The organism is Flavobacterium poyangense (assembly GCF_011751075.1).
Lineage (GTDB): Bacteria > Bacteroidota > Bacteroidia > Flavobacteriales > Flavobacteriaceae > Flavobacterium > Flavobacterium poyangense.
Map to the genome: position 1 here is coordinate 82,680 of NZ_JAALLN010000009.1, position 24,463 is coordinate 107,142.

Genomic DNA, 24,463 nt, shown 5'->3' on the forward strand with positions numbered 1-24,463 from the left:
TAAAACAATTTTGCTGTTTTAATTGTTAAAGTTGTGAAAAATGTATTTCAAACGGGGGTAGAGAGAATTAAATAATCTTTTTTATCACACGTAGTTTATGCGTGTGTTTGTTAATTTCCGGATTGTAAATTCCTAAGTGATCTAAACGGTCAATGCGTACTTTTCCACTGGCGTGAATAATGTAGTTGTTTTCCATAATGATGCCTACGTGAGTGATGTTTCCTTCGTCATTATCAAAAAAGGCTAAGTCACCGGCTTCACTTTCTTCAATAAAACTTAAAGGTTGTCCTTCAAGGGCTTGTTGTGAAGCATCGCGATGTATTTTGTAACCGTTGAGTTTGTATACCATTTGTGTAAACCCTGAGCAATCAATGCCAAAGGGTGTTTTTCCGCCCCAAAGATAAGGTGCGTTGAGGTACATAAAGGCGGTATTTATTAAAGCGCTTTTGGGTTTGATGCCACTTGTTTTAGTGCCTTCAAAATCGAAATTGCTGGTATTAATTTCGCTGTTATTTAAAAATGACAAAGAAGCCCCAATCGGAATTGGAAGCAATAAATTGCTGTCGGGAGAAGTAATATAATCAATCAGATCTGCATTTAGTATAATGGCTTCACTGCTTAATTGATTAAAATTAGCTTCAGAAATAACCTGATATTGTTTCGAATCTACCCAGCCTTCGTAATCATCAAATTGAATTCTTATTCGGGCCCATTGATTTTGACGTTCTAAGATTTCGAGGTGCTCACCAAACAAAAGTTGTGTGACGATTTCACTTCTGTCACTTGGTTCAGATCGAACGGGTACTATAGCTAGATTGCAAATTCCGAACATTTAAGGTCATTTATAAGTTGAAAATTAGGAGTTATTTTGGTTGTAAATAACTCCTAATGTAATATGTTTTAAGCTCTTTCGATAACAATTGCCGAAGCACCGCCACCACCGTTGCAAATTGCTGCGGCACCGGTTTTAGCATTGTTCTGTTCTAAGACATTCAATAAAGTTACAATAATTCGGGCTCCCGAACAACCTAGAGGATGTCCTAATGAAACTGCACCACCATTTACGTTTACTTTGTCGTTAGCAAGTCCAAGAATTTGTGAGTTGGCTAAACCAACAACAGCAAAAGCTTCGTTAAATTCGAAATAGTCAACATCGCTAAGTGCAATTCCTGCTTTGTCTAAGGCTTTTGGCAATGCTTTTGCAGGACTAGTTGTGAACCATTTAGGTTCCTGAGCCGCATCTGCGTAACCTTTTACGAAAGCAAGTGGTTTTAATCCAAGTGCGATTGCTTTTTCTTCCGACATCAAAATTAAGGCAGCAGCTCCGTCATTGATTGTTGAAGCATTGGCAGCAGTAACCGTTCCGTCTTTGGTGAAAACAGCGCTTAGAGAAGGTATTTTATCTAATTTTACATTAGTGTATTCTTCGTCTTTAGAAACGATAATCGGTTCTCCGCGTCTTTGAGGTACTTCTACAGGTACGATTTCGGCATCAAATTTTCCGGCATCCCAGGCTTTTGCACTTCTTTCATACGATTGAATAGCGTAATTGTCCTGATCTTCACGGGTGATTTTGTATTCAGATGCACATAAGTCAGCGCAAACTCCCATTGCGTTGTTATCGTAAGCATCAGTCAAACCATCTTTTTGCATTCCGTCCAGCATTGTCGCAGGGCCAAATTTGTTTCCGTTACGCATTTGTACGTAGTGTGGAATCAAACTCATGTTTTCCATTCCTCCGGCCACTACAATTTCAGCATCGCCACAAGCAATTGCCTGAGCAGCGAACATTACAGCTTTCATTCCCGAGGCACAAACTTTGTTTATAGTTGTACAGGCAACGTTTTCAGATAAACCGGCAAAAAGTGCTGCCTGACGCGCTGGCGCTTGTCCAACTCCGGCTTGTACCACATTGCCCATGAAAACTTCATCAACTAATTTTGGATCCAGGTTAATTTTTTGAAGTGCTCCTTTTATAGCGGCAGCACCCAGTTTTGGTGCGGGTACGGTAGATAAACCTCCCATGAAACTTCCGATAGGTGTTCTAACGGCAGAAACGATAACAACTCTTTTGTTCATTTTCTGTGTGATATTAGTTAATCAAGCAAATTTAATCTTTATTTAAACAAATTCAAATTTTGAGTGAATTGGATTGGATTTTAAATTTTAGGTGAAATTTTTGTTAATTCTATTTGTTTGATTGTGAAGTGTTTTGAAAAAAAGATTAAAAAAAATCAAAAAAAAGCGTCGAAATACTTGTGAGATATCTAATGTTGTCATACCTTTGCCACCGCAAAACAGGACACGTTTCCTTGAGCTTGGAGAGGTGCCAGAGCGGTAATGGAGCAGATTGCTAATCTGTCGACGGGTAACCGTCGCCAGGGTTCGAGTCCCTGTCTCTCCGCTTAAATTTTGCCTCGGGGTGTAGCGTAGCCCGGTTATCGCGCCTGCTTTGGGAGCAGGAGGCCGCAGGTTCGAATCCTGCCACCCCGACTACGTTTACATTATGGACGCATAGCTCAGCTGGATAGAGCACCTGCCTTCTAAGCAGGCGGTCGAAGGTTCGAATCCTTCTGCGTTCACATTCAAAACCACTCGATAGAGTGGTTTTTTTGTTACTATCACCGCAGATAGAGCAACTACCTCCTAAACAGGCGGTTAAAAAAATGACATTATGGACGCATAGCTCAGCTGGATAGAGCACCTGCCTTCTAAGCAGGCGGTCGAAGGTTCGAATCCTTCTGCGTTCACAAAAAGCCACTCAATTGAGTGGCTTTTTTGGTTTTTGTTGTTCACGTTTTTTTTGCAATATTGAAAATATCTGTGGATTAAATTAGCTTGTGAATGGAAAGTACTTAGAGGTGAAAATTTAGAAATTTCAAAATTAATCAAGTGGTGGATGAATAATCTAAAATAAAAAGCCAATAGACTTGATACAAGAGATCTGGGTAATTGGCTTAGTTTAAAAATGGTCTTGTGTTTAAAAAATTTAGGTAAATCCGATAATAAGGCTTAATTTAACACTAAATCTCTTCTGGCAAGGGAACGTTAGCAGTCAATATCGAGCACGGTAGCAGAAAAGGAACTTTAAAACTAAAAATATGAAGACAAAAATTACTTTATTTTTATTGATTTATTTGACAATTTGTAGCTTCACTTATTCTCAATCGTCCGAACATTTGATTTTTAAAGGCGTTCCAATAGATGGAACACTTGATGAATATGTTTCTAAAATGAAGCAAGAAGATTTTACTAATTTGGGGACAGAAAATGAAACCGCAATATTAAACGGAGATTTTGCTGGATATAAAGATTGTATGATTGTTGTTTCTACTTTAAAACAAAAAGATTTGGTTTATAAAATCGGAGTTATATTTCCCAATAAAGAAACTTGGTCAACTCTATCAGGAAACTATTTTGACTTAAAAGATATGCTAACTGAAAAATATGGCAAACCTACAGACGTTACTGAAAAATTTGATGGTTCTTCATATACCCAACCAAATGATGATAATAGCAAAATGTATAAAGTTAAATTTGATAATTGTAAATATTTTTCAGTTTGGAAAACAGACAAAGGCGATATTCAATTATCTATAGAACACGAAAGTGTAACACGATGTTATGTTGCTTTAGTTTATTTTGATAAAATAAATGGAAATATTATTAAAACTAAAGCAAAACGTGACTTATAAATTAAATAGCGAACCGCTAAATAACGGTTTAAAGAAATGCCTAAAAATGTGGTAAATTAACGTTTTTCTTTCGCAAGAATTTTTTTTAGAGGAAAAGATGCGATTACGAAGTTCACCACTTCTTGAAGCCACGAAATGTTAGTGACATCGAAAATAGGAAAAGAATTGATTTCCGAAACATTCAGCTAAGAATGTTTATTCCGAAAGATTTATCTTAGAAGACCTATTGCTCCAGTATTTATATCAAAGGCATTAATTATGATATTTTTTTTTAATATTCTTCTCTTATTTTAAGCAGATTTTGAATTATGAGATATCTGTAGTTCTCATTATATACTTGTATATAAGATACAAATTGATAGAATGTACCTATTGTGATAAAAAGAGGCAAAACTTGGGGATCATGATTTTGTGAAATGTTGCTAAATGCATTGGATAAAATTCTTCCGTCATTGTAAAAAATGCATATTTTTAAAAGCGCGTCAAAATTTGACAGTTTTTCGTTTAGAGTAGGATTATCGATTAATTCGGGATGTTCTAATGCTGTTTTTTCTGCCGTATCAAGCTGTTTTACTGCTTTACTGATGGCTTTGTTAAATATCGTCTGCTCAAGTTCGATGTTAACGATTGGAGCAAGTACTCCTTTATATTTAAATAATGGAGTTAGTAGTTCAATACCTTTTTTAGCTGTTTAAGTCAAACTAATACTTAGTAACGACAATGTTTTATTAAAAAAAAGGCCGGAATTTAAATTCCGACCTTATTATTTAGCAATTACTTATAAATTGTTTATTTGTTTAATCTTGAAATCCAGTTTACATAATCTAAACCTTTTACTTCAATACCCTTTGTTAAATTGCCTGAATTTATATCATAAGTGTATACAAATTTTCCATTTGTTTTGGATGATACTAGAATGTAAGCTTTACCATTTTCTACCAGAACAGGAGTAGAGCTTACGTAATGGCTTAACGGTAAATTTAATTTTGTTTTAGTTTTAGCAACTACGTCAACAACATAGTATTCAAATACGTCTGTGCTGTTGTAATCATCAAAAGTTAATAGAAGGTCTTTTCTTCCAAGACGTGTAATTCCTTTTCCGTTTCCTAGATCATAAAGACCGTAAAATTCTTTGTTTCCATCGCTGATCGCAGATAAATCAAAAAAGTAATCCGTGTTAATTTCTGTTGCGCCATTGTTTACTTTGAAAATAGCACTTGGTTTATCTGCGACAGATCCCCAACGGTCTCCACAGTCTGTAATAATATAAAGATCGTTATTGTATTTTATTGTACCACCCATTAAAGTAGAAAATGTACCTAAAGCACCGGAACGAGTATCAGTGTCAATTTTTAAATTGCTCATAGAAGGATAGTCTACAGAGGCTAAATAAGCAACAGAAGTACTAGTCCATCCTGAATGATATACTGTATACGGTAAGTATAATTTACCGTTATTTAAAACGCATCCTGAAAGATAAATAGATTTGTCTGTAGCTTGTAAACCTGTAACAGTCAAAGTTCCTGATTTTGTTACTGATAAATCATCAGTATTGACAATGTTATAAGTAAGATCTGCGTTTGGTGCCGATGTTGTACCGTTCCATACAATAAGTGTAGTATCATTTAACCAATATGACCATAAAGCGTTTCCGGCCAATGTGATTTCTTTTGATAAATTAAGTAAGTTTTTTTCAAACTTATACTTAGAAAGTTTTCCGTTAGCCAGTTTGTAGTAAAATCCATTTTTAAACAATCTGCCGTTTCCTGTTAGTTCCGCTCCATTACCATTTGCTGAAACAAAACCACTGCTTAAAGTTCCGGAGGTAAGCATATAAGCTGCAGAAGGATTTTCAACACCTCCGGCAAAAACAAATTCTTCTCCGGTTGTCGTTGGGTCATTTTCTTTTTTATCATCATTGCTGCAAGAAGTAAGAGCTAGTAGAGCAATACTCAATAAGCTTAGAAATTTTAATTTGGTATTCATTATTATTAATTTAAGTTATTTATTATTCGTTATTATTTGATGAAGTATCTCAGTTTTATATAAAAACCTCTTCCGGCTTTTTGTAATTTGTAATTGTCATATGCTTCTGAATCGAAGATATTTGTACAGTCTAATGCAATATTATAGGTTCCGTTCTTCAATGAATAACTGATACTTGCATTTTGAATAAACTGAGTTGGAATTCTGCTTTTACCGGCTTCAAAGGCTTTGCTTGGCCATGTTAAGTAAAACCAGTGGATGTATTGTGAGTACCAGTTAAATTGAATTTTCGTATCTTTTCCTAACCAGTTTTCTTTTCCATATCCTACATTTCCGTTAGCAAAGAGCCAAGGCTGATTTGGTAATCTGTCTAAATAGGCAGATGATGTCATGTCTTTATTTATAGAATTGTTATAACTTGCATTAAAGGAAGCGTTAAATGCTTTATAGTTGTACTTAATATCAGCATCTATACCGGTAATATCTACTTTTCCAATATTGGTATAGGTAGAAAAAATGCCACCTGGAAGTAAGAGAATAAAATCCTGAGCCTTTCTTATAAATCCATTTGCTTCAATTGAAACAGATTGATAATCCTGGAAAATAAAGTTATAGTAAGCACCCAGATTAAAATTATCACTGCTTTCGGGTTTTAATTTGGGATTGGCAAGAACATTAATTCCGTCTCCCAATAATTCTTCAACTTCCGGAATTCTATAAGTATGTTCAAAAGAAGCTTTTATTCCGCTGACATCATTAAATTTGTATCTCAATGCTGTTCCATACCCGAAATAAGTATTGGTAAGTTCGGATTCTTCTTTTTTATAGCCAGTCGTATTATAAAATACCGCTTCCCTGATATAAGTATGTAAGCGATAATTTTTTACGAATACAGAGGTACTTAAGCGATTGTTAAAAGATTGATTTTCCCAGCCCAATCCTGCAATAGATTTATTTAATTTGTTGGGTATATCCAATGCATTTGATTCCTGATTGCTTAAGTTATAATGATTGACACCTTCTCTTGTGCTGTTACTCAAATTGTAATTGAAGCTAAATGTATTGTTATCATTGAGTTGGTAACCAAAGTTTGCCCGACCGGTTGTAAATTTATTTTTATATTTAAATATTTGAAAAGGTCCCTGCTCTGAAAAGTTTGGATCCTTACGTATCACTTCGCCGTTCCAGTCGTATTTATTGATTGAGATATCTGTATTTGTACTCTCGTCCACGGCATAAGAGGCATATAAATTGGCACTTAGTCCGTCAATTAAAAAATTATCCTTTTTATATTTTATACTCGGCATTAAAAAATCTCCGGAAGAGTGCACTTCTCCAAAAACATGCTCCTGAGTTGCACCTGTTTGGCGTTCTTTATGACGATCGGCATATTGAAAACCAATTAGGAAAATATCTGCCCATTTTCTATTTCTAAAACCGGTTTCAACTTGTACCATGGTTGACTTAAAACCATCATTGAATCTTCTGAAATTGCGTAGCGTACTTTCACCGGTTAAAGTGACATTTTTCATGATGTAATTATTATCTGAAAAATTATAGAAACCATTTACTCCTATTGTAAATCCGGTTTTCTCATTGGTGTATCTGCTTGATACTGCCGCTCGGTGTGTATTGAATGATCCGTAGCTGTAACTGGCATCCAGATAATTATTGATATTTTGGTTGGTAACAATGTTTACCGCACCTCCTAATGCATCTGCTCCCAATGAAACAGGAACAACACCTTTGTAAACCTCGATACGTTCCGCTAAATTTATAGGTATATTATTCAAAGACATGGTGCTTCCAAAGTTTTCCATTGGAATGCCGTCGATGAAAAATTTGATTTGCTTGCCTGATAATCCATTAATAGAAAAGTTAAAATCACCTCCCAAACCACTTGTTTCACGAATTCTAATTCCTGAAGTACGGTTTAATATCTGATTTAAATCTGCTGAGGTATTATACAGTTTTTTGAGTTCAATAGAATTTAAGTTTAATGCCTGTTCACGGACATGTTGTTCTTTAGATTTTCCTATCACTTTAACTTCATCTAAAGAGGCGGTATCTTCTTCTATGCTTATTTGCTTAATTTTTTGATCTGACTGCCCTAAAGTTATTTCTATTTCTTTTGGTTTAAAACCTACCGAGCTGATTACTAAAGTATAGTTACCCGGTGCTGCAGTAATTTCATACTCTCCTTTTTCGTTAGTAAAGTCACTGTAAGAAGTTCCCTTTATCGAGACTGAAACACCTTCGGCTGGTTTGTTAGTATTGGTTACTACAATTCCGGAGATTTTGATTTTATTGTTTTGACTGTAAATATTGGCTGTTATTAAAAAAAAGGCTAATAAAAATTTGATTCCTTGTGCGCACATTATTTTAAAATTCTATAAATTAATTGTTTGCAAATATATTATTAAAGCTTTGTTAAAACAAAACAATTTTTAATTGTTCTAAATAAAAATAATTTAAGCTTAAGTAATTGGTAATTAGTTGGTTTAGCTTGCTAAAGAAGTCGTTAATCTTACTCTAACGACATAAGGGGCTTTGAATATTGGTTACTTCATGCTATTAAAAAGGGTAATAATACTCGATGTAATCACCAAAATTGGATTTATTAATTATTAAGAATAAATAAAAATAATATATTTTTGCGCCCAATTTAAAAGCCAAAAATAGTTATGAAAAAAATAGCTTTAAACAACATTTTATGTTTTATAAGCAGTTTAATATTTGCACAGACCGTCAGTTTGACCGGTAAACTAAGAACTTCACATAATAGTACAGATTCTGTTACTATTAAAATAAAGGAAATCTCTACGTCGACCACCATAGATGAAACCGGTGAATATCAAATTTCCTTGTAAAGGATTGCACACAACTTTTAAATTCTGATAAAAAAATATGAGGAAAATTTTAAATAAGATACATCTATGGCTTGGTCTTGCGACCGGATTAGTTGTATTGATAAGCATGCTTGCGGCCAGTATTTTTGTGTGGGAAAAAGAACTTTCTTTATGGTATCATAATGAAAAGTATTTTGTGCCTGAAGTTAAAAATACGATTCTGCCTTTAGACACACTTGTTTCAATTGTCAGGCAAAAACATCCCGATGCAGATTACGTTGATATCAGTAATGATCCGCAAAGAAGTTATTGTTTAACCAGTTATGTAGAAAATACTAAACCGCATTGGACAGCGGCAGGTGATACCGAAATTTACAGCCAAATTTTTATAGACCAATATACAGGAAAAGTGTTGGGGGAAGTAGATCTAAGATATGATTGGATATTTAACCTAAAGGTATTGCATCAAAATCTGTTGCTGACCCATGATATTGGACATTATGTGGTTGGTTTTTCGACTTTGTTTATCTTTATTTTGGTCCTTACAGGGATCTATTTATGGTGGCCAAAAAATAAAGCAGCGCTTAAACAGCGAGTTTGGTTTCGTTGGAAAAACACAACCAAATGGAAACGTAAAAACTATGATATTCACAATATCGGAGGGATTTATACTTTTTTGTTTATTTTAATTTTTGCCGTTACAGGACTTGTCTGGACTTTTGAATGGTGGACAAATGGAATTTATGTTCTTCTGGGAAATGATCCTGAAATGGTGTGGAGTAAAACACCTGAAATTAGTAAAGAGAATTCTAATAAAACTGCTGATCCATTGCAGTATATTGTAGCTGATATTAAAGTAAAGGTTCCAAATTGGACGTATATGGGGCTTTCAATTCCGGAAAAATCTGAAGGAGGAGTTTCAGTACCTGTTAATTCATTTATAAAACATGAAGGAAGTTCAGGATGGGATGAGTCGGATGTTTACACTTACAACAGTCGAACAGCCGAAAATTATTATACAGTTAAACATCAGGATAAAACGCTAGGAGCAAAGTGGAGAAACAGTAATTACGCCATTCATACAGGTAGCATTTATGGATTACCAACTAAAATTTTAGCTTCATTTGTCTCCTTATTTTGCGCTTTTCTTCCTGTAAGCGGATTTTTAATTTGGTGGGGAAGGAATAATAAAAAGAAAAAGTAAATAAGATCTTAAGTCTATAAGAATTCCAATTTATCCAATCTTATTGATACAGAGTTTTTTATTTTGTGATTTCCTTATGAGCCAAATGTATTGTAAGGAGAATAATAATTATATGGAATTGGCTAAAATCTTCTAATAAACGATTTAAATTTTCTCCTAATAAAGGCTACTAAAAGTCACTCAATTGAGTGACTTTTTTGTTTTTGCATCAAATTTTAAGCAAAAAATCAATTCAAAAAGCTGCAGAACAGTAAAAATTAAACATAAACAGCAGCATTTCCAAAGAGAAAAAACGTTTTAATTTTAATAATCTGTCACTACTTTTTATGTTGTGTCTAATTAAATAGACCAAAAGTCTTAATCTCTCATTTTTGATTTCGATTTCATAATCTTACCCTTCAGACCAAGAAGAAATTTCCAAAAGAAAATCGAACTTTTGAACTTGATCCTTACTTGTTTTGAAAGTTTTTTATTACTTAATCATTCTTTGTCTTTTAAGTGTGAAATTTTCCCTTTTATCTAATCTTGGTGTTTGACGGGAAAAGTAATCCTTTTGACAGATTAATTTGCTTTTTGTCGATTATTTAGGTCCGGTATTTTATTATTAATACATATATTCGCAAAAATTTTTTGAATGAAAGTAATACTATACGTACCAATTTTTTTTTGTTTATTTACTACAGCGCTCTATAGCCAAAATGAGACCAATATAACCTACGGTTTGAAGTTTGGCGCACTACACTCTAAAATAAGTAATCTGCCGGAAAGCATTAAGGGAAGGGACAATTCTTTTGATAACAGTGTTATGGAAAGCAAAGGGACCTACGGTTTTGAAGGTGGCTTTTTTCTAAACTTTAAACTTTCGGATACCCGTGTTGCGATTCAGCCCGAAATCTTGTTCAGACAGTCGGGGGAGAAAGTTTCTTATCGCGATGTGGTAGGAAAAAAGTTTGAACTAGGACTCAATTATTCCTATTTAGAAGTTGGTGCTTTGTACAAAGTTTACCCTTACGAAGGATTAAATTTAGGTTTTGGTGCTTTTTATGGCATTAGTTTATCTCCCAATAATGTTACTTATTCTTCAAATGTAGCAGAAGGAATGTACGATGTTGCGACCAGACAGTTTTATCAGGACGGCCTTAACGGAGCTGATGATTTCTCGCTGTGTTTTGCCGTAGGATACGAATTGCATAAGAGCATACATTTTGATATGCGTTATTATTTAGGCGTAAAAGATGTAGTAAACAGTAACCCATCTTCTTTTCAGTTTATCGAAAATCAAAACAAAAGCAGTGTCTTTTGTTTTTCGTTAGGCTATAGTTTTCATCAATGGTAATTTCAATAAAAAAATGAAAAAATTTATTCTGCTTCTTTTTTTAGTAAGCACAAAAACTTTGTTTGCACAAGGTGACAGAGAGATCACTTACGGTGTTTTTGCCGGAGGTATACATTCTACAATGTCTAATCTTCCCGATGTGGTTGTTCCTAAAGGAATCTATCAGGGTTATACTTTGGAGGAAGAAGGAAAGTTTGGCGCTACGGCCGGATTTTTTATTAATTGGAAATATCCGTACGCAAAAGTCAGCATCCAGACAGAAGTTTCGTATGCAGGTCAGGGTACCGATTTAAATTATAAAGATGTAAAAGGACTTCAGTATAAAATGAATTTCGGATACAGCTATCTAAATGTAGGAGCGTCTTTTAAATATTATCCGATGGAAGGTTTTTACGTGGGTGTCGGGCCTTATGTAGGATTTAATCTGGCCAGTAATAATGTAACATATACTTCTAACAGTCAGGAAGTATTTGGTAATTCAGGGGTTTATTTTGAGCCTGATGCAAATGTTCAAAAGGTATTGAAAGAATCACTTACAGGAAATAATTATTTCTACGGAATGTTGTCAGCCGGATACGAATTCAGTTCTAATTTATCTGTTGGAGCGCGTTATACTTTAGGGCTTACAGATGCCTTAACAACCGAAGAAAACGGACACCGCTACAGGGAAAACAAAAACAAAATCAACAGTATCTCATTGATTATCGGATACTCATTTGATTTTGACGACCTGGGGAATTTTTAATAAACGATCATCCTGAAAATCAGTGGATATGAATAAGAAGATTTTTTTATTGCTAATGCTCCTATCGATATCGGCAGGTAATTTGGTTTTTGCACAGCAGAAAAAGCTACCCGGAAATGTTCAGGAGCCTATTTTTTGGATAAAAGCGAGAGCCAATAGCGATGCTTATTATTGGGAAAGCCTTACTAAAACAGAAGCAAAAGTCCCAACGAATACACAAAAAGGAGCGGCTTTTAATTTTAACCCAAGTATTGTTTTTGATACGGCTCAGGATTCTTTAGTCCTGCCTTTGGGGGTTAACAGCAAAAAAAAGCAGACCGTTTTTATGGTTTATAAAGTAAAAGACAGCTTGAAGGAGCAACTTTTATGGACGATAAACGATACCAAAAAAACAGTTTCTGTGGCAACCAATAAACGTCTTGTTGATCTAAAAAAATACAATTATCGTTCGTATAACGAAAAAGTAAAACTTCAAAAGGCGAATATTCATTTTTTTCAGCAAAACATAACCGATAGTGTGGCGAAACCTTCTTCGCTGACGATTGGTTTAAAGCCTAAGTTTGAAAAATTACCGCCGGAAGAATTCAACGGAAATATAAGCGAAATTTTAGTTTATAACCGTGTTTTATCGGGTGCAGAAACGCAGAAAGTAGCCAGTTATCTGGCTGTTAAATATGGTATTTCGCTTTCACAATTTGAAATCAAAAACTATCTCAACAGTTCGGGTCTGACGATCTGGGATAATGATAAACACAAAGGTTTTCAATCTTCGATTACCGCTGTCGGAAGAGACGATATAAGCGGATTGTTGCAGCTAAAAAGCAGCAATATGGCTGAAGAAGGTTTGCTGACTATGGAACTTAAAAGTAAAACCAACAAAATCCCGAATAATTATTTTGTTTTCTGGAGTGATAATGCAAAAAATCTACTGGTAAAAAAACAAGAGCAAGGAGAACCTGTTGGTATTGACAGACAATGGCAACTGGACTTTACCGGTACTTCAGATTTAAGTCTTGATTGGACTTTTGATCCAAAATTTATAAAAGGAACTTTACCTAAAGACAGTTATTACTGGTTGTTGGTAGATCATTCCGGAAAAGGAACTTACGATGAGAATAATTCCGAGTATATTAAATTAGGAAGCACATCGAGTAAAGAAAAACTGGTTTTAAAAGATTTTAATTGGGATCAGCAAAAATCCGGCAGTGTTAAATTTACCTTGAAAGTAGCGCCTCAAATGTTCAGCCGTGTATGGATTACTCAGGCCAATTGTGGAGCAAATGCTTCGGGAGGATTAAATTATACGATTGAGGGTGGAGAAGGCCCCTTTACAGTAACGGTTAAAAAACAAGGAACCGAAACCATTTTAAAACAATGGAGTCAGACTGCAAAAAGCAGCACAGGAGTACAGCTTTCCTCAGGTAATTATGATTATATCGTAAGAGACTCGAAAGGGAATTTATATTCGGAAACTGTTTTTGTGGCAGACAAACAAGGAACGGTACCCAACTTAAAATCAGAATACCAATTAACAAACGGAAATGCCATAACACTCGATGCAAGTCTTGGTTTGCCAACTGGAAATTATGAGTACGAATGGTATTACGAAGGAGATTTCATAGACAATAATCCTAAAATTCTCGTAGATCAGCCGGGTAATTATGAACTAAGATTGTCGAATGAGCAGGGATGTAAAACGTCAAGTAAAATTGGGATTGCAACAGATGGAAAAGAAAATACAGATTCAAGTGTGTTGATTTTATATCCAAATCCAACTGTTGATGGTCATTTTACCATTGCGATGCAGTTTGCTAAAAAAACAAATGCCACTGTTAGTATTTATAGTGCAACCGGTACTTTGATACAAGAGAAACAGTTTTCTCAGATTGAAAATTATATTTACGATGATGCGATTAAAGCCTCGTCGGGAATGTATCTCGTTACGGTAAATTCAGATTTTGGAACAAAGACTTTTAAAGTTATTGTAAGATAGTACAGCTGTCTAAATTTAAATGTTTTATACGAATAAATAAAAATAAACGATTGGCCCCAGTCGATTACTATATGAAAAATAAAATTATAATTCTTGTCCTTTTAGTAAGCTCTTTTTTGTTTGCAGTAAATTTTAAGAACCATTCTGTAGTTTCTTCCTTTACGAATCATTTTTTTGAAAACAAAAGTGAAAGTAAGGATGTTGCACCAGCAGATTCAATTGATAGTGCTCCAAAAGCTGTTAAAACAACAAAGGTATTTGATGCCGACATCAAAGAAGGTTTTATTGGTGTAAAAGACGAATCTGATATTGATGATGCCTATGATAATGTTTTTCATTTTGCGATAAATGAAAAGCCTACTGTGTACGAAAGTGCTTATTTGGAGTATGAATTATATGGTTTTGATCAGTCGGCTTCGATTTCAAGAAGTTTAAATAATCAGGCCAGTATTGGAGGGCAGTTTTTGTCTAAGAATGCAAAATGGAGCTTACAATCCGAATTGCTTTCAGAAAAGTCACTTAGACAAGGAGATAACGTGGTATTGTTTACCGCTCCGGATGGAATTTCTAATACTTATAAAGTTAAAAATGTACGTATTGTATATCGACCATTCAAACTTTCGAGTGCCTATACTTTATTAAGATCAGATAATAAGTTTTATATCAAGGGAACTAATTTTCCTTCGCATATCAAAAAAATGAGCATTGCCGGTACTGTTATTGATGTACAACAGCCGGAGTTTGAATTGATTTTAGACCGTAAAGATTTAAATTCAGATGGATACGTTACTGTTTATAAAGAAACGACAACAGGAGTTAGTACCAATGAAAAAATTAAAATCACCGACTTCTTAAAAGTTGACGGTTTTAGAGCATTGGAAAACGCAAAAGAAAGTTTTGCTAAGACTATAGATTTTAAAACAGTAAATACACTTTCGTATAAAGATTTCTTAGCGGTTTTCCCATTGGGCGCGCTAAAATCAGATGTTCGCGTTTCCGTAAGTGGTTTGCGTAAAATAGATATTGCACCTTTAAATGCTGCAATGGTCAATGTTACTGGAGCCAATGCCGGATTTAGATTATTACCACACGGAACTGTTTTTGAAAAAGCAGTGCGTTTATCCCTTCCGTTTGATAAAAAAGCAATACCGGATGGCTATACCGAAAAAGATATCAATGTATTTTATTTTGATGAAAACAAACGTCTTTGGCAGGAGGTAAGCAAAGATTCGCTGGACATCAAAAAAGGAATTATCATTGCCAAAACAACACACTTTACTGATTTTATTGCCGGAATTATAAAAATGCCGGAATCACCGGAAACTTCAGGATATACTCCGACAAGCATAAAAGATTTAAAAGCGGCAAGCCCGTTGGTGGGAATTCAGTCTATAGCACCGCCATCAGCAAATGGAAGAGGAACGGCAAATACCGGATTTGGAATCGTTTTACCAAACGGAAGAGGAGGAATGCAGCCTTCGTTTAATTTGCAATATGACAGTGACGGTAATCACAGCTGGGCAGGAACGGGCTGGGATATTTCGGCTCCGGCAGTAACTATAGAAACCCGTTGGGGAGCACCACGTTATGATGCTCAAAACGAAACAGAAAGTTATTCGATTGCGGGAGAGCAGTTAATTCCTAATTCACATCGAGCTGCGTGGGTCGGGAGAACAGCAGACAAACAGTTTTACCCAAGAAAAGAAGGTGCTTTTCAACAGATCATCAGAAAAGGATCTTCGCCTAAAGAGTATTACTGGGTGGTAAGAGATAAAAGTGGTGTTGCCAGTTATTACGGAGGAAATGTATCCGATTTAGCGGCAAATGCCATATTGCAGGATGCTTCCGGAAATATTGGACATTGGGCACTTTGTCTTCAAGTCGATTTGAAAGGAAACACAGTGAGTTATGAGTACGACAAAAAAGACGGAGAACTGTACCTTAAAAATGTCTATTACACCGGTTTTGGATCAGAGAAAGGAAATTACAGTGTCTCTTTTGTTAAAAACAGTGATTTAGGAGAAGTCAACAGACCCGATGTTCAGGTTTCGGCCAGACTTGGTTTTAAACAGGTAAACAATCAGTTATTGCGAAAAATTGAAGTTCGCTATAAAAATCAAATGATTCGCAGTTATGAGCTGAATTACAAAGAGGGGGCTTTTAAGAAAACCTTGCTTAAATCGATTTCAGAATACGATTCGGAATCGAAACTATTTTACACGAATACTTTAGATTATTTTGACGATGTACGTGATGCTTCAGGCAAGTACAACCCATTTGGACCGGAGCAGGTTTGGAATGTTCCAAGTGATAATATCAAACAAGGATTTACCGGAATTAAAGACTTCGAAAGTAATCATACTTTGGCTGGAAGTACCAACGGAACTTCAACCGGAATCAATTACAGATTAGGAATTGGTCTGCCTACTTTAGGGACTTTTAAATCGAATACTTTAGGACCACACGGAGGAAACAGCTGGGGATCATCAGATGTTTCGGTTGTTTTACAGGACTTAGACGGGGATTCGTTTCCGGATAAAATTTTTAAGGTTGGTAACGATGTGTATTATCGTAAAAATTTATACGGTTCAGGGCAAAATGCATTTGGAGAAGCAATCCGTATTGATAATCTGGGGAATTTAGGTTTTACCAAATCAAAAACATTCAACTGGGGAGTTGACGCTACCGTAGGTTTCGGATCGGCTTCTGTAAACGTGGGTTATGATGAACAACGCTCGACCAATAAAACCCAAAGTTATTTTATGGACTTTAACGGGGATGGACTGGTTGATTTTGCTGATGGCGGGAAAGTGTATTACAATCGTATTATCAATGGTGTACCTCATTTTATACCGAACAGTTCGGGGACTCCTTCTCCGGTTTCGGGAGATGGAAACCTGATTTTAACGACTCCTGATCGCACTCAGGAATTACAGGAATTATTAGAGAAAAACCCGTTGCATGATGTTGTCAGAGTATGGCAGGCTCCAGCAACGGGTGAAATTACCGTGACACAGAGTTTTGCATTGATAGAAGATCTTTCTGTAGAACGTCAGCAATATAAAACACGTGACGGACAGGGGAAAGCAGATGGTGTGCATTTGTATTTTCAGAAAAACAACAATTTGATATGGGATCAGGTTATTGCGGCTGATGATTATGCATTAAAAGTAAAACCGGCAACAACGTTAACGGTTCAAAAAGGAGAGCGACTTTATTTTAGGGTAAGTTCTATAAAAGATGGTAATTATGATAAAGTGGTATGGGATCCGAAAATAGAATATACCAAAACAATAGACTATTATAATGAGGGCGGGATTGTAAAAAATAAATTGATTACTGTTGCTAATGTTACGGATGCCAATTTATTATCCTTAAAAAATTATCAGGCTTCGAATGACTTTTTTGTAAGCTCATCCAATCCGATAATAGTGCCAAAAGCAGGAACTATTCGTTTTTCTGGACAATTTAAAAAACCGTTAACCTCAGATCACGTTACTTTAAAAGTCGTTAAAACGGTGATTGGTTCAGTAACCCAAACGGTATTGTACGAAAAGCGATTTTTGGCTTCAGAAATTGTTGATTTAGATTTAACGACACTTAGTTTTAATATTGCAGAAGACAATGCCTTTGTGAGAATGCAAATTGAAACGCTTACCAATATTGATTTGAAAGCATTGGTGCTTAATCCGACCCTTACGATTCCCGGAGTAGCAGGAACAAAACCGGAAGACAATATTAAAAAGGTAGATGTTTCACATTCGTTTTACAACAAGATCGATGGAAACTATACTATTGCAGGAAAGAAACCCACTATTAATGGTAAACTAAATCTAACTATAAATCCAATAGATTACCAGTTAATTGCTGGTCCAACAGCTTCAAGATACAATGGTAAAGTGGTAATTTCGGCCAAGCAGAATGCCAATTTAGTGGCCAGAAAGACTTTTGATGTGGTGAACGGGACATTGGTAGAAACAACTTCCGCTTTTGATAGTACCTATGGATATGCAGAGGCTAAAAAAGACCTTCCAATTGAATTGGAGATTTATGTAAGCGATGCTAATTTAAAGGATATTATAAGAGCTTATCCAAAAAATAATGCCCTAAATATTGCTTACAATATAGTTGATGCCATCACAGATCCATTATTGCCTGTGGTTTGGAATGAAACAACAACCGAGTTTTCTATGTATAGCAATCTGCCATCGGAAGCCATTACTTTAGGGTTGTTGTACCGCAATTGGGGAAGTTTTATTATAAATGGAAATCTTGCCAGCAATACAATTGATCAGACGAGATTAAAACCGGAAACCACCAATGTAGATCCAAACAATTTCCCTGATTTAAACAATCTGGATCCAGATGTAATGCCTCCGGGATTTGATAGTTACAAGGAATATTTTACTCAGGCCACACAGGTTTATTCAGAAAATATAGTATTTGGTGCAGAGAAGGCATCCTTTATTCAAAATGAATTTATCGGAAGTTCGCGTTTAGGTGAGGACGACATAGCAGAATATGTCGATTTCTCTTTGCCTCCAAACAATTTAGCAGGAGGAGCAACAGCTGCATTTGATATGATTACCGAAAGTAAAAGCAAAAGTTTTGCTGCCGGAGCAAGTGCAGGTCCTGTTGGTGGAGGTCTGAGTACTTCAAAAGGAGATTCTTATGTCGTGCAAACCATGAGTGATTTTAACGGTGATGGTTTCCCGGATTATATCAGAGATGGTCAGGTTCAGTTTACCTCACCTACAGGAGGACTTACGGGTAACAAAGCTTCAATAGGTGATTTTAGCCACTCCAAAAATACGGCACAGGGAGGTAGTTTGTCCGGTAGCTATAGTCATGGTTCACCAGCAAACTCGCTACAGTTAAGTGTCAGTAAAGCGGCGGTTACAAAAAATTACATGCAAACCGGAGCTTCGGGAGATGCAGAAAAAGGAGGAAAGTCAGTTTCCTTGGGTGGAAATATTGGAAAAGGAGAAGACTATTCAGAGCAAGTATTTTCAGATGTAAACGGTGACGGACTGGCAGATAAAATCATAGCTGACGGACGTGTATCTTTAAACAGCGGTTATGGCTTTTTACCGGAAGAAAACTGGACGAATCTTAACTTTATTAATAAAGGAAAATCAAAAGATTATAGTGCCAGTTTAGGATATAGCATTTATAACGGATCTTTCTCCGGCGGTTTAAATTATGGAAGCTCTGTTTCTGATGGGACAAATACATTTATGGATGTAAACTCAGACGGATTAGCAGACAAAATTACCTATCGTGACAATGATGTTTTGGTAGAATTGAATATGGGTAACTATTTTGCTGCGGCAATTACTTATCCAAAATATTCGGCAATGTCAAGAAACAAATCCGTTAGTTATGGAGCCAGTATTGGTGTTTCGTATGATATTCCGTTGATTCCGCCTATTATCGTTTTAAAATTAACACCAAGTATCGGTGGTAGTTTTGGAGCCAGTACATCACGTTCAGAAGCTTCATTTTCTGATGTAGACGGTGATGGTAACGTTGATTACATTGTGTCTAAAGATCAGAATAATTTGGTTGTACGTCTTTCCAATATAAAAAGAACCAACAAATTAAAAAGCGTTACCAATGCAGCGGGTAATAGCTATGTGGTCGATTATGAATTATTGAAACCAACTTACGAAAACCCTTCGTCTAAATGGGTCTTGCAATCAGTTGACATTTTTGATGGGCATATTGGGGATGGTATCGATCATTCTATTGTAAAATTCAGATACGAAGACAGTTATTTTGATCGTCGCGAAAGAGAATTTTATGGCTTCGGGAAAATAATCCAGGAACAAATTGACGCAGCCGATAATTCGGTGTTTTTAACTTCTGTAGAAGAATTTTACAATCAGGATTATTTCAGAAAAAACCTTCTGAAGCGAAGCTATAAGTTAGACAAAAATAATAAAGTCCGCGAGGAGTCAGAAAACGAATACAGTTTGATTGATGTGGCTACGCAGGCCAGTGTTTCGGTTTCTGATTTGAATTTACCGCTATGTGATGGGAAACGTATTTTTGCGGGATTGATACATACGAATCATAAAATGTATGAAGGAGGAAGTGATTACCTGGAAACAAACATTTTTAACACCTATGATGCTAACGGAAATATTATACAATATGAAGACTTAGGAAATGGTTCTGCCGATGATAAAGTAACCGCTAAGATTACCTATCACGAAAGCACCGCACCTTATTACGGGGGAATTGCGAAACAATTAGAAGTATTTACAACTGAAGGTTTACGTCGTAAAAGAGTAACAGCTATAAAGGCTGCAACAGCCGAAGTTACTCAAATAAGAAACTACAGTGCAGCTGATAAAATTGCTGTTACAGATATTGCCTACGATACCTATGGGAATCTTCAAAAAGTAACAGGAGCTGAAAATCATAAAGGACAGCGTATGACGCTTGAATATACTTATGATGCAGAAAATCATAGTTTCTTAACCGAAATAAAAGATGCCTTTGGATATCATAATAAAATGGAATATGATTATCGTTTTGGAGATTTACTAAAAACAACCGATCGTAATGACCAGAGCACAGAATATACGGTGGACTCTAAAGGGCGCACAGCTTCTATTCGTGGGCCTTATGAAATTGCGAGCGGAAAACCGTACACCATTTTTTATGAGTATTTTCCGGAAGCAAAAGTACGGTACGCTAAAACAAGAAATTATGACCCGGAGTTAGATAAAGATATTGAAACTTATACCTATACGGATGGATTGGGAAGAGCTTTGCAGGTTAAAAAAACAGCAAGTTTATTTACACAAGCCGGAAGTCCTGATCAGGAGGCACAAATTATATCAGGGAAAATTATTTATGATGGTTTAGGGCGCCCGACAACGAGTTATTATCCAACAACAAGCATTACAATAGATAATAATTTTAGTACTGGGATCTCTAATTTAATGCCGACTAAAACGGAGTATGATGAAATGGGACGTTCCGTTAAGGTAACTTTACCGGACGGAAGTACAAATACAACCAGCTTTGCTCTGGATAATTTCGATGGCTTGCCGGTATTACGCACCACACAAACAGATGCTTTAAATAACACGATTCAAATTTTTACAGATGCTAAAGAAGGGAATATAGCCAGTCAACAAAATGATTTGATAACTAAATTTGATATTAATGCGCTGGGCGAGACTACAAAAGTAACCGATGCAATGAATCATGTTACCAAAAGTAGTTATGATTGGTTGGGCAGACGAGTAGAGTTTACAAATCCTGATGCAGGAACAACAATTACACAATATGATTTGGCGGGTAATATGACTTCCCGAATCACACAGGATATTAAAAATACAGTGCCAAACGGCGGTGCCATACAGTATGAATACAACTTCACGCGTCTTGAAAGTATTAAATATCCTAAAAATCCACAGAATAATGTACAGTATAATTTCGGTAAAGCCGATGGTACAGCATCTCGAAGAGGTAGGTTGTGGTTTGTTCAGGATGCCAGTGGAGGGCAAGAATTTTTTTATGGAAAGCTAGGAGAAGTCGAAAAAGAAATTCGTACTCTTCGTATTACTCCTACTGATGTACAGACTTACATTTCAGAATTCCAATACGATACCTGGAATCGTATTCAAAAAATGATTTACCCTGATGGGGAGACAATGGATTATTCCTATAATCGTGCAGGGAACTTGCTGAGTATGCGTGGTAAAAAAGAAAACCATACTTATGAGTATATTAAACAGCTATCTTATGATGAGTTTGAGCAGCGTAAGTATCTAAAATACGGAAATGATACGGAAACAAATTATACTTATGACCCAGCGATGCGAAGGTTACAGCAACTACAGGTTAAGAGTGGTTCACGACAGGTATTTAACAATTCGTATAGTTATGATTTGGAGGGTAATGTATTAAGTATAAAAAATACCGCACCAATTGTAAACAACACTCTTGGAGGTACTGCTTCACACGAATATCAGTACGATGATTTTTACAGATTAAAAAACGCCAAAGCGATATATAAAGGAGAATTTACCGAAGCTAGGTATGAGCTGAATATGAGCTATAATAAAATGCATAATATTACCAGCAAAAACTTAGTTCATACTTTAAATAATGAGCAAAAAGGGTATGTACTTGATTATAATTATGATAATGAATTGCATCCTAATGCACCTAGTAAAATTGTTGAAGCAGGAAAATCCGAACCAAGAGAATATGCGTACGATGGCAACGGAAACCCAACAAGTTATTCTGAATCACAGAATTTCAGAAAGATGACGTGGGATGAAGAAAATCGTTTAATGGGAATTAATGACAACGGACGTATACATCAATATACCTACGATGCAGATGGTGAAAGGGTTATAAAAAGCAGTGGCGATAGTCAGAACATAGCCATTAATGGGCAAGTAGCTGCTACGATAGTACATACGGATGATTACACGGGTTACGTAAGTCCTAATTTTGTAATAAGCAAAGGGAAATTTACCAAGCATTATTTTGAAGGTACAAGACGTATCGTAAGTAAGCTCGGTAATGGTACTTTTGCACAACCATTAGGCATAACAGCAGGAGGTGTAAATTATACCAAGTTAACAGCAGAGCAACAAAAAGCAATGGATACTTATGTGAAAAGTTTAGGTGTGCCTCCGGGGCCACCGACGCAACAAGGTATTTATGCAACACCTGAATTTACCGGTGATCCCTATCCAAGCCAGGTGATGAAGCCAGTAGAAGAGAATCAGGAACCACCTGAAGGTTGGCCAAGAAATCCTGTTTTTAATGCTCCTGGGGATGTTCCTGGATCACCAGTTCAGTTTGGACCTCCAATAAAACCTGAAACTGTAAAATCAGGAGAAGGATTTACAGGAATTGGTTTGCCGGAGAATGATATTTTTTATTACCATCCTGACCATTTAGGAAGTACGTCATATATTACCGTTAAAAACGGAAGCATAAGTCAGCATGTCGAGTATATTGCTTTCGGAGAAATTTTGTTTGAAGAACATAATTCGTCATTCTCTTCTCCTTATTTATTTAATGGAAAAGAATTAGACAGGGAAACGAATTTATCCTATTATGGGGCGAGATATCTGGATATGAAAACCAGTATATGGTTGTCGGTGGATCCTTTGATTTTAAGAGAAGATTTTTTTGAAGAAGATGAGGATAACCAATCGTCTACCGTTTTTAATCCGCGTAATCTTTCTTCTTATGCCTATTGCTATCAATCACCGGTAAAATTTAATGATCCTGATGGGGAAAACCCTATATTAGGAGCTGTTTTAGGAGCTGCGGTTGATTATGGTATCCAGGTTGCTTCTAATTATGCTCAGGGTAAAAGAGGAATGGATGCCTTTACAAAAAATATTAATTTATCTTCTATAGCTCTTTCTGCTGTCGAAGGAGGACTTACTTCGGGAGGAAGTGTTATAAAAAAGATAGCTGTTAAAAGTGCCGTTTTAGTGGTCAATAATGTTGTTGAAATTAAAACAAATGATAAAGGAGGTTTTGAAGCAAAAGTTGATAAAAATCCTAGGAACATTATCAAAAATGTAGCTATTGATGCAACCGTAAATTCAGTAGCTAAAGGAATAGGCACAAAAGGCGTTAAATTGCTTTCAAAAGGTGGCGTTAATAAAGGCGCAATTGCTAAAACAATTAAAAAAGCTATAAGAGCAAGTGGTGGAAGAGTAACTCGTAATGTAAACAATAAAGTTAAGAAGTTTTCAACGAAGCTTATAGAACAAACAGCAAAGACATTAGAAAATACAGCAAAAGCTGCTACATTAAAACCTGTTAATGATGCAAAAGACAAAACAAATGAACAATAAAAAAGGGAATAAAAGCTTTTTAGAAAAATTTAAAAAGAAGATGTATTTATTAATTGCCCTAAGTCCAATCTTATATTTGGCTTTTAGCATACTTAAATGGCCAGTTTATAATTCTTTGCTGGATAATTATGCTGTGGTAAAAGAGGCAACAATTATTAACGAGAAAAACATTCTTGGTAAGGGAGTAATAACGCAAATGTTTACCTACTCCTATGAGTTTTCTGCAAATGGAAAAGTATACACCGGGGATTCTAAAAAAAGAGGTTACAAAATCGGTAATAAAATTGAGATCGAATATTTAGAATCTTTTCCAAGCATTAATAGGGCCAAGGAAAAAAAAGATGTGAAAGAATAAAATTATTGTTTGTATAATAGTCAATATTGCATTCTTTAGTTTAGCCGCTACTGGTTATTCAAATATGCCTGGCAGTAGTGGTATTAAAAGCAAAATAGAATAAGAATCCTCATAATGCAATATAAAAGGTACAGCAAAATATTTGACTGTACCTTTTGTTTTTTGACTGCGAAAGAAGAACAGTTTAATCCCCATGCGAAAAGAAGCTGCAGTATTTTTTACCTTTAAGCGAAGCATTAGAATTAAGTGTATTGTTACTGTATTTCAGCAATCTGACACAACTATATGTTCGTACATTGCAAGATAGTGATCAATTAAAGAAAACTTTTTACATTTTACAGTATACATTTTACAATATACATTATACATTATTATTCAACTAGCAACTTGAGTTATTTAGTCAAATATTTTGGGTTTATTTTTTTAAAGCGTTGCGGTTACACTTTTTTTTG

The 24,463-nt window shown here is 35.5% G+C and carries 12 protein-coding genes and 4 tRNA genes; 12 read left to right on the forward strand and 4 right to left on the reverse strand.

The features are described 5' to 3' along the window. Positions 1 to 67: 67 nt before the first annotated feature. Positions 68 to 832, reverse strand: a complete 765-nt coding sequence (locus G3A47_RS14915) for a C40 family peptidase (RefSeq protein ID WP_166923695.1) — start codon at positions 830 to 832, stop codon at positions 68 to 70. A gap of 68 nt (positions 833 to 900) precedes the next feature. Then, a complete protein-coding gene (locus G3A47_RS14920) occupies positions 901 to 2,079 on the reverse strand; it encodes an acetyl-CoA C-acyltransferase (protein WP_166923697.1) in 1,179 nt (392 codons plus the stop codon). A gap of 241 nt (positions 2,080 to 2,320) precedes the next feature. On the opposite strand from G3A47_RS14920, the gene G3A47_RS14925 reads away from it, so the two are divergent. The 6 genes from G3A47_RS14925 (at position 2,321) to G3A47_RS14950 (ending at position 4,390) form a co-directional block, all read left to right on the forward strand. Continuing rightward, positions 2,321 to 2,404, forward strand: a tRNA-Ser gene (locus tag G3A47_RS14925). A 14-nt stretch (positions 2,405 to 2,418) separates the two neighbouring features. Further along, positions 2,419 to 2,493, forward strand: a tRNA-Pro gene (locus G3A47_RS14930). Between the two features lie 15 nt (positions 2,494 to 2,508). Continuing rightward, positions 2,509 to 2,582 (forward strand) — tRNA-Arg (locus G3A47_RS14935). Between the two features lie 94 nt (positions 2,583 to 2,676). Continuing rightward, positions 2,677 to 2,750 (forward strand) — tRNA-Arg (locus G3A47_RS14940). A 351-nt stretch (positions 2,751 to 3,101) separates the two neighbouring features. After that, positions 3,102 to 3,695 carry a hypothetical protein gene (locus tag G3A47_RS14945; protein ID WP_166923699.1) on the forward strand — a complete coding sequence of 198 codons (594 nt, stop codon included), beginning with the start codon at positions 3,102 to 3,104 and terminating at the stop codon, positions 3,693 to 3,695. Between the two features lie 461 nt (positions 3,696 to 4,156). Next, positions 4,157 to 4,390, forward strand: coding sequence for a hypothetical protein (locus G3A47_RS14950; protein WP_166923701.1), 234 nt, complete (start codon positions 4,157 to 4,159; stop codon positions 4,388 to 4,390). A 94-nt stretch (positions 4,391 to 4,484) separates the two neighbouring features. Here G3A47_RS14950 and G3A47_RS14955 read toward each other — a convergent pair whose 3' ends face one another. Further along, positions 4,485 to 5,681, reverse strand: a complete 1,197-nt coding sequence (locus G3A47_RS14955; protein WP_166923703.1) for a hypothetical protein — start codon at positions 5,679 to 5,681, stop codon at positions 4,485 to 4,487. A 32-nt stretch (positions 5,682 to 5,713) separates the two neighbouring features. Continuing rightward, positions 5,714 to 8,059: a TonB-dependent receptor gene (locus G3A47_RS14960; protein ID WP_166923705.1), complete on the reverse strand. Its 2,346-nt coding sequence runs from the start codon at positions 8,057 to 8,059 to the stop codon at positions 5,714 to 5,716. 529 nt (positions 8,060 to 8,588) lie between these two features. On the opposite strand from G3A47_RS14960, the gene G3A47_RS14965 reads away from it, so the two are divergent. The 6 genes from G3A47_RS14965 (at position 8,589) to G3A47_RS14990 (ending at position 24,011) form a co-directional block, all read left to right on the forward strand. Then, positions 8,589 to 9,734: a PepSY-associated TM helix domain-containing protein gene (locus tag G3A47_RS14965; RefSeq protein WP_166923707.1), complete on the forward strand. Its 1,146-nt coding sequence runs from the start codon at positions 8,589 to 8,591 to the stop codon at positions 9,732 to 9,734. A 634-nt stretch (positions 9,735 to 10,368) separates the two neighbouring features. Continuing rightward, a complete protein-coding gene (locus tag G3A47_RS14970; protein WP_166923709.1) occupies positions 10,369 to 11,070 on the forward strand; it encodes an outer membrane beta-barrel protein in 702 nt (233 codons plus the stop codon). 13 nt (positions 11,071 to 11,083) lie between these two features. Continuing rightward, positions 11,084 to 11,815, forward strand: a complete 732-nt coding sequence (locus tag G3A47_RS14975; protein WP_166923711.1) for an outer membrane beta-barrel protein — start codon at positions 11,084 to 11,086, stop codon at positions 11,813 to 11,815. Positions 11,816 to 11,843: 28 nt separating this feature from the next. Further along, a complete protein-coding gene (locus G3A47_RS14980) occupies positions 11,844 to 13,808 on the forward strand; it encodes a T9SS type A sorting domain-containing protein (RefSeq protein WP_166923713.1) in 1,965 nt (654 codons plus the stop codon). 71 nt (positions 13,809 to 13,879) lie between these two features. Further along, positions 13,880 to 23,656 (forward strand): SpvB/TcaC N-terminal domain-containing protein, encoded by a 9,777-nt coding sequence (locus G3A47_RS14985; RefSeq protein ID WP_166923715.1) that lies wholly within the window; start codon positions 13,880 to 13,882, stop codon positions 23,654 to 23,656. Further along, the gene (locus G3A47_RS14990) at positions 23,646 to 24,011 is read left to right on the forward strand and encodes a hypothetical protein (RefSeq protein ID WP_166923717.1); all 366 of its coding nucleotides are present in this window, start codon (positions 23,646 to 23,648) and stop codon (positions 24,009 to 24,011) included. The genes G3A47_RS14985 and G3A47_RS14990 overlap by 11 nt, the downstream gene beginning before the upstream one ends. Positions 24,012 to 24,463: the final 452 nt, after the last annotated feature.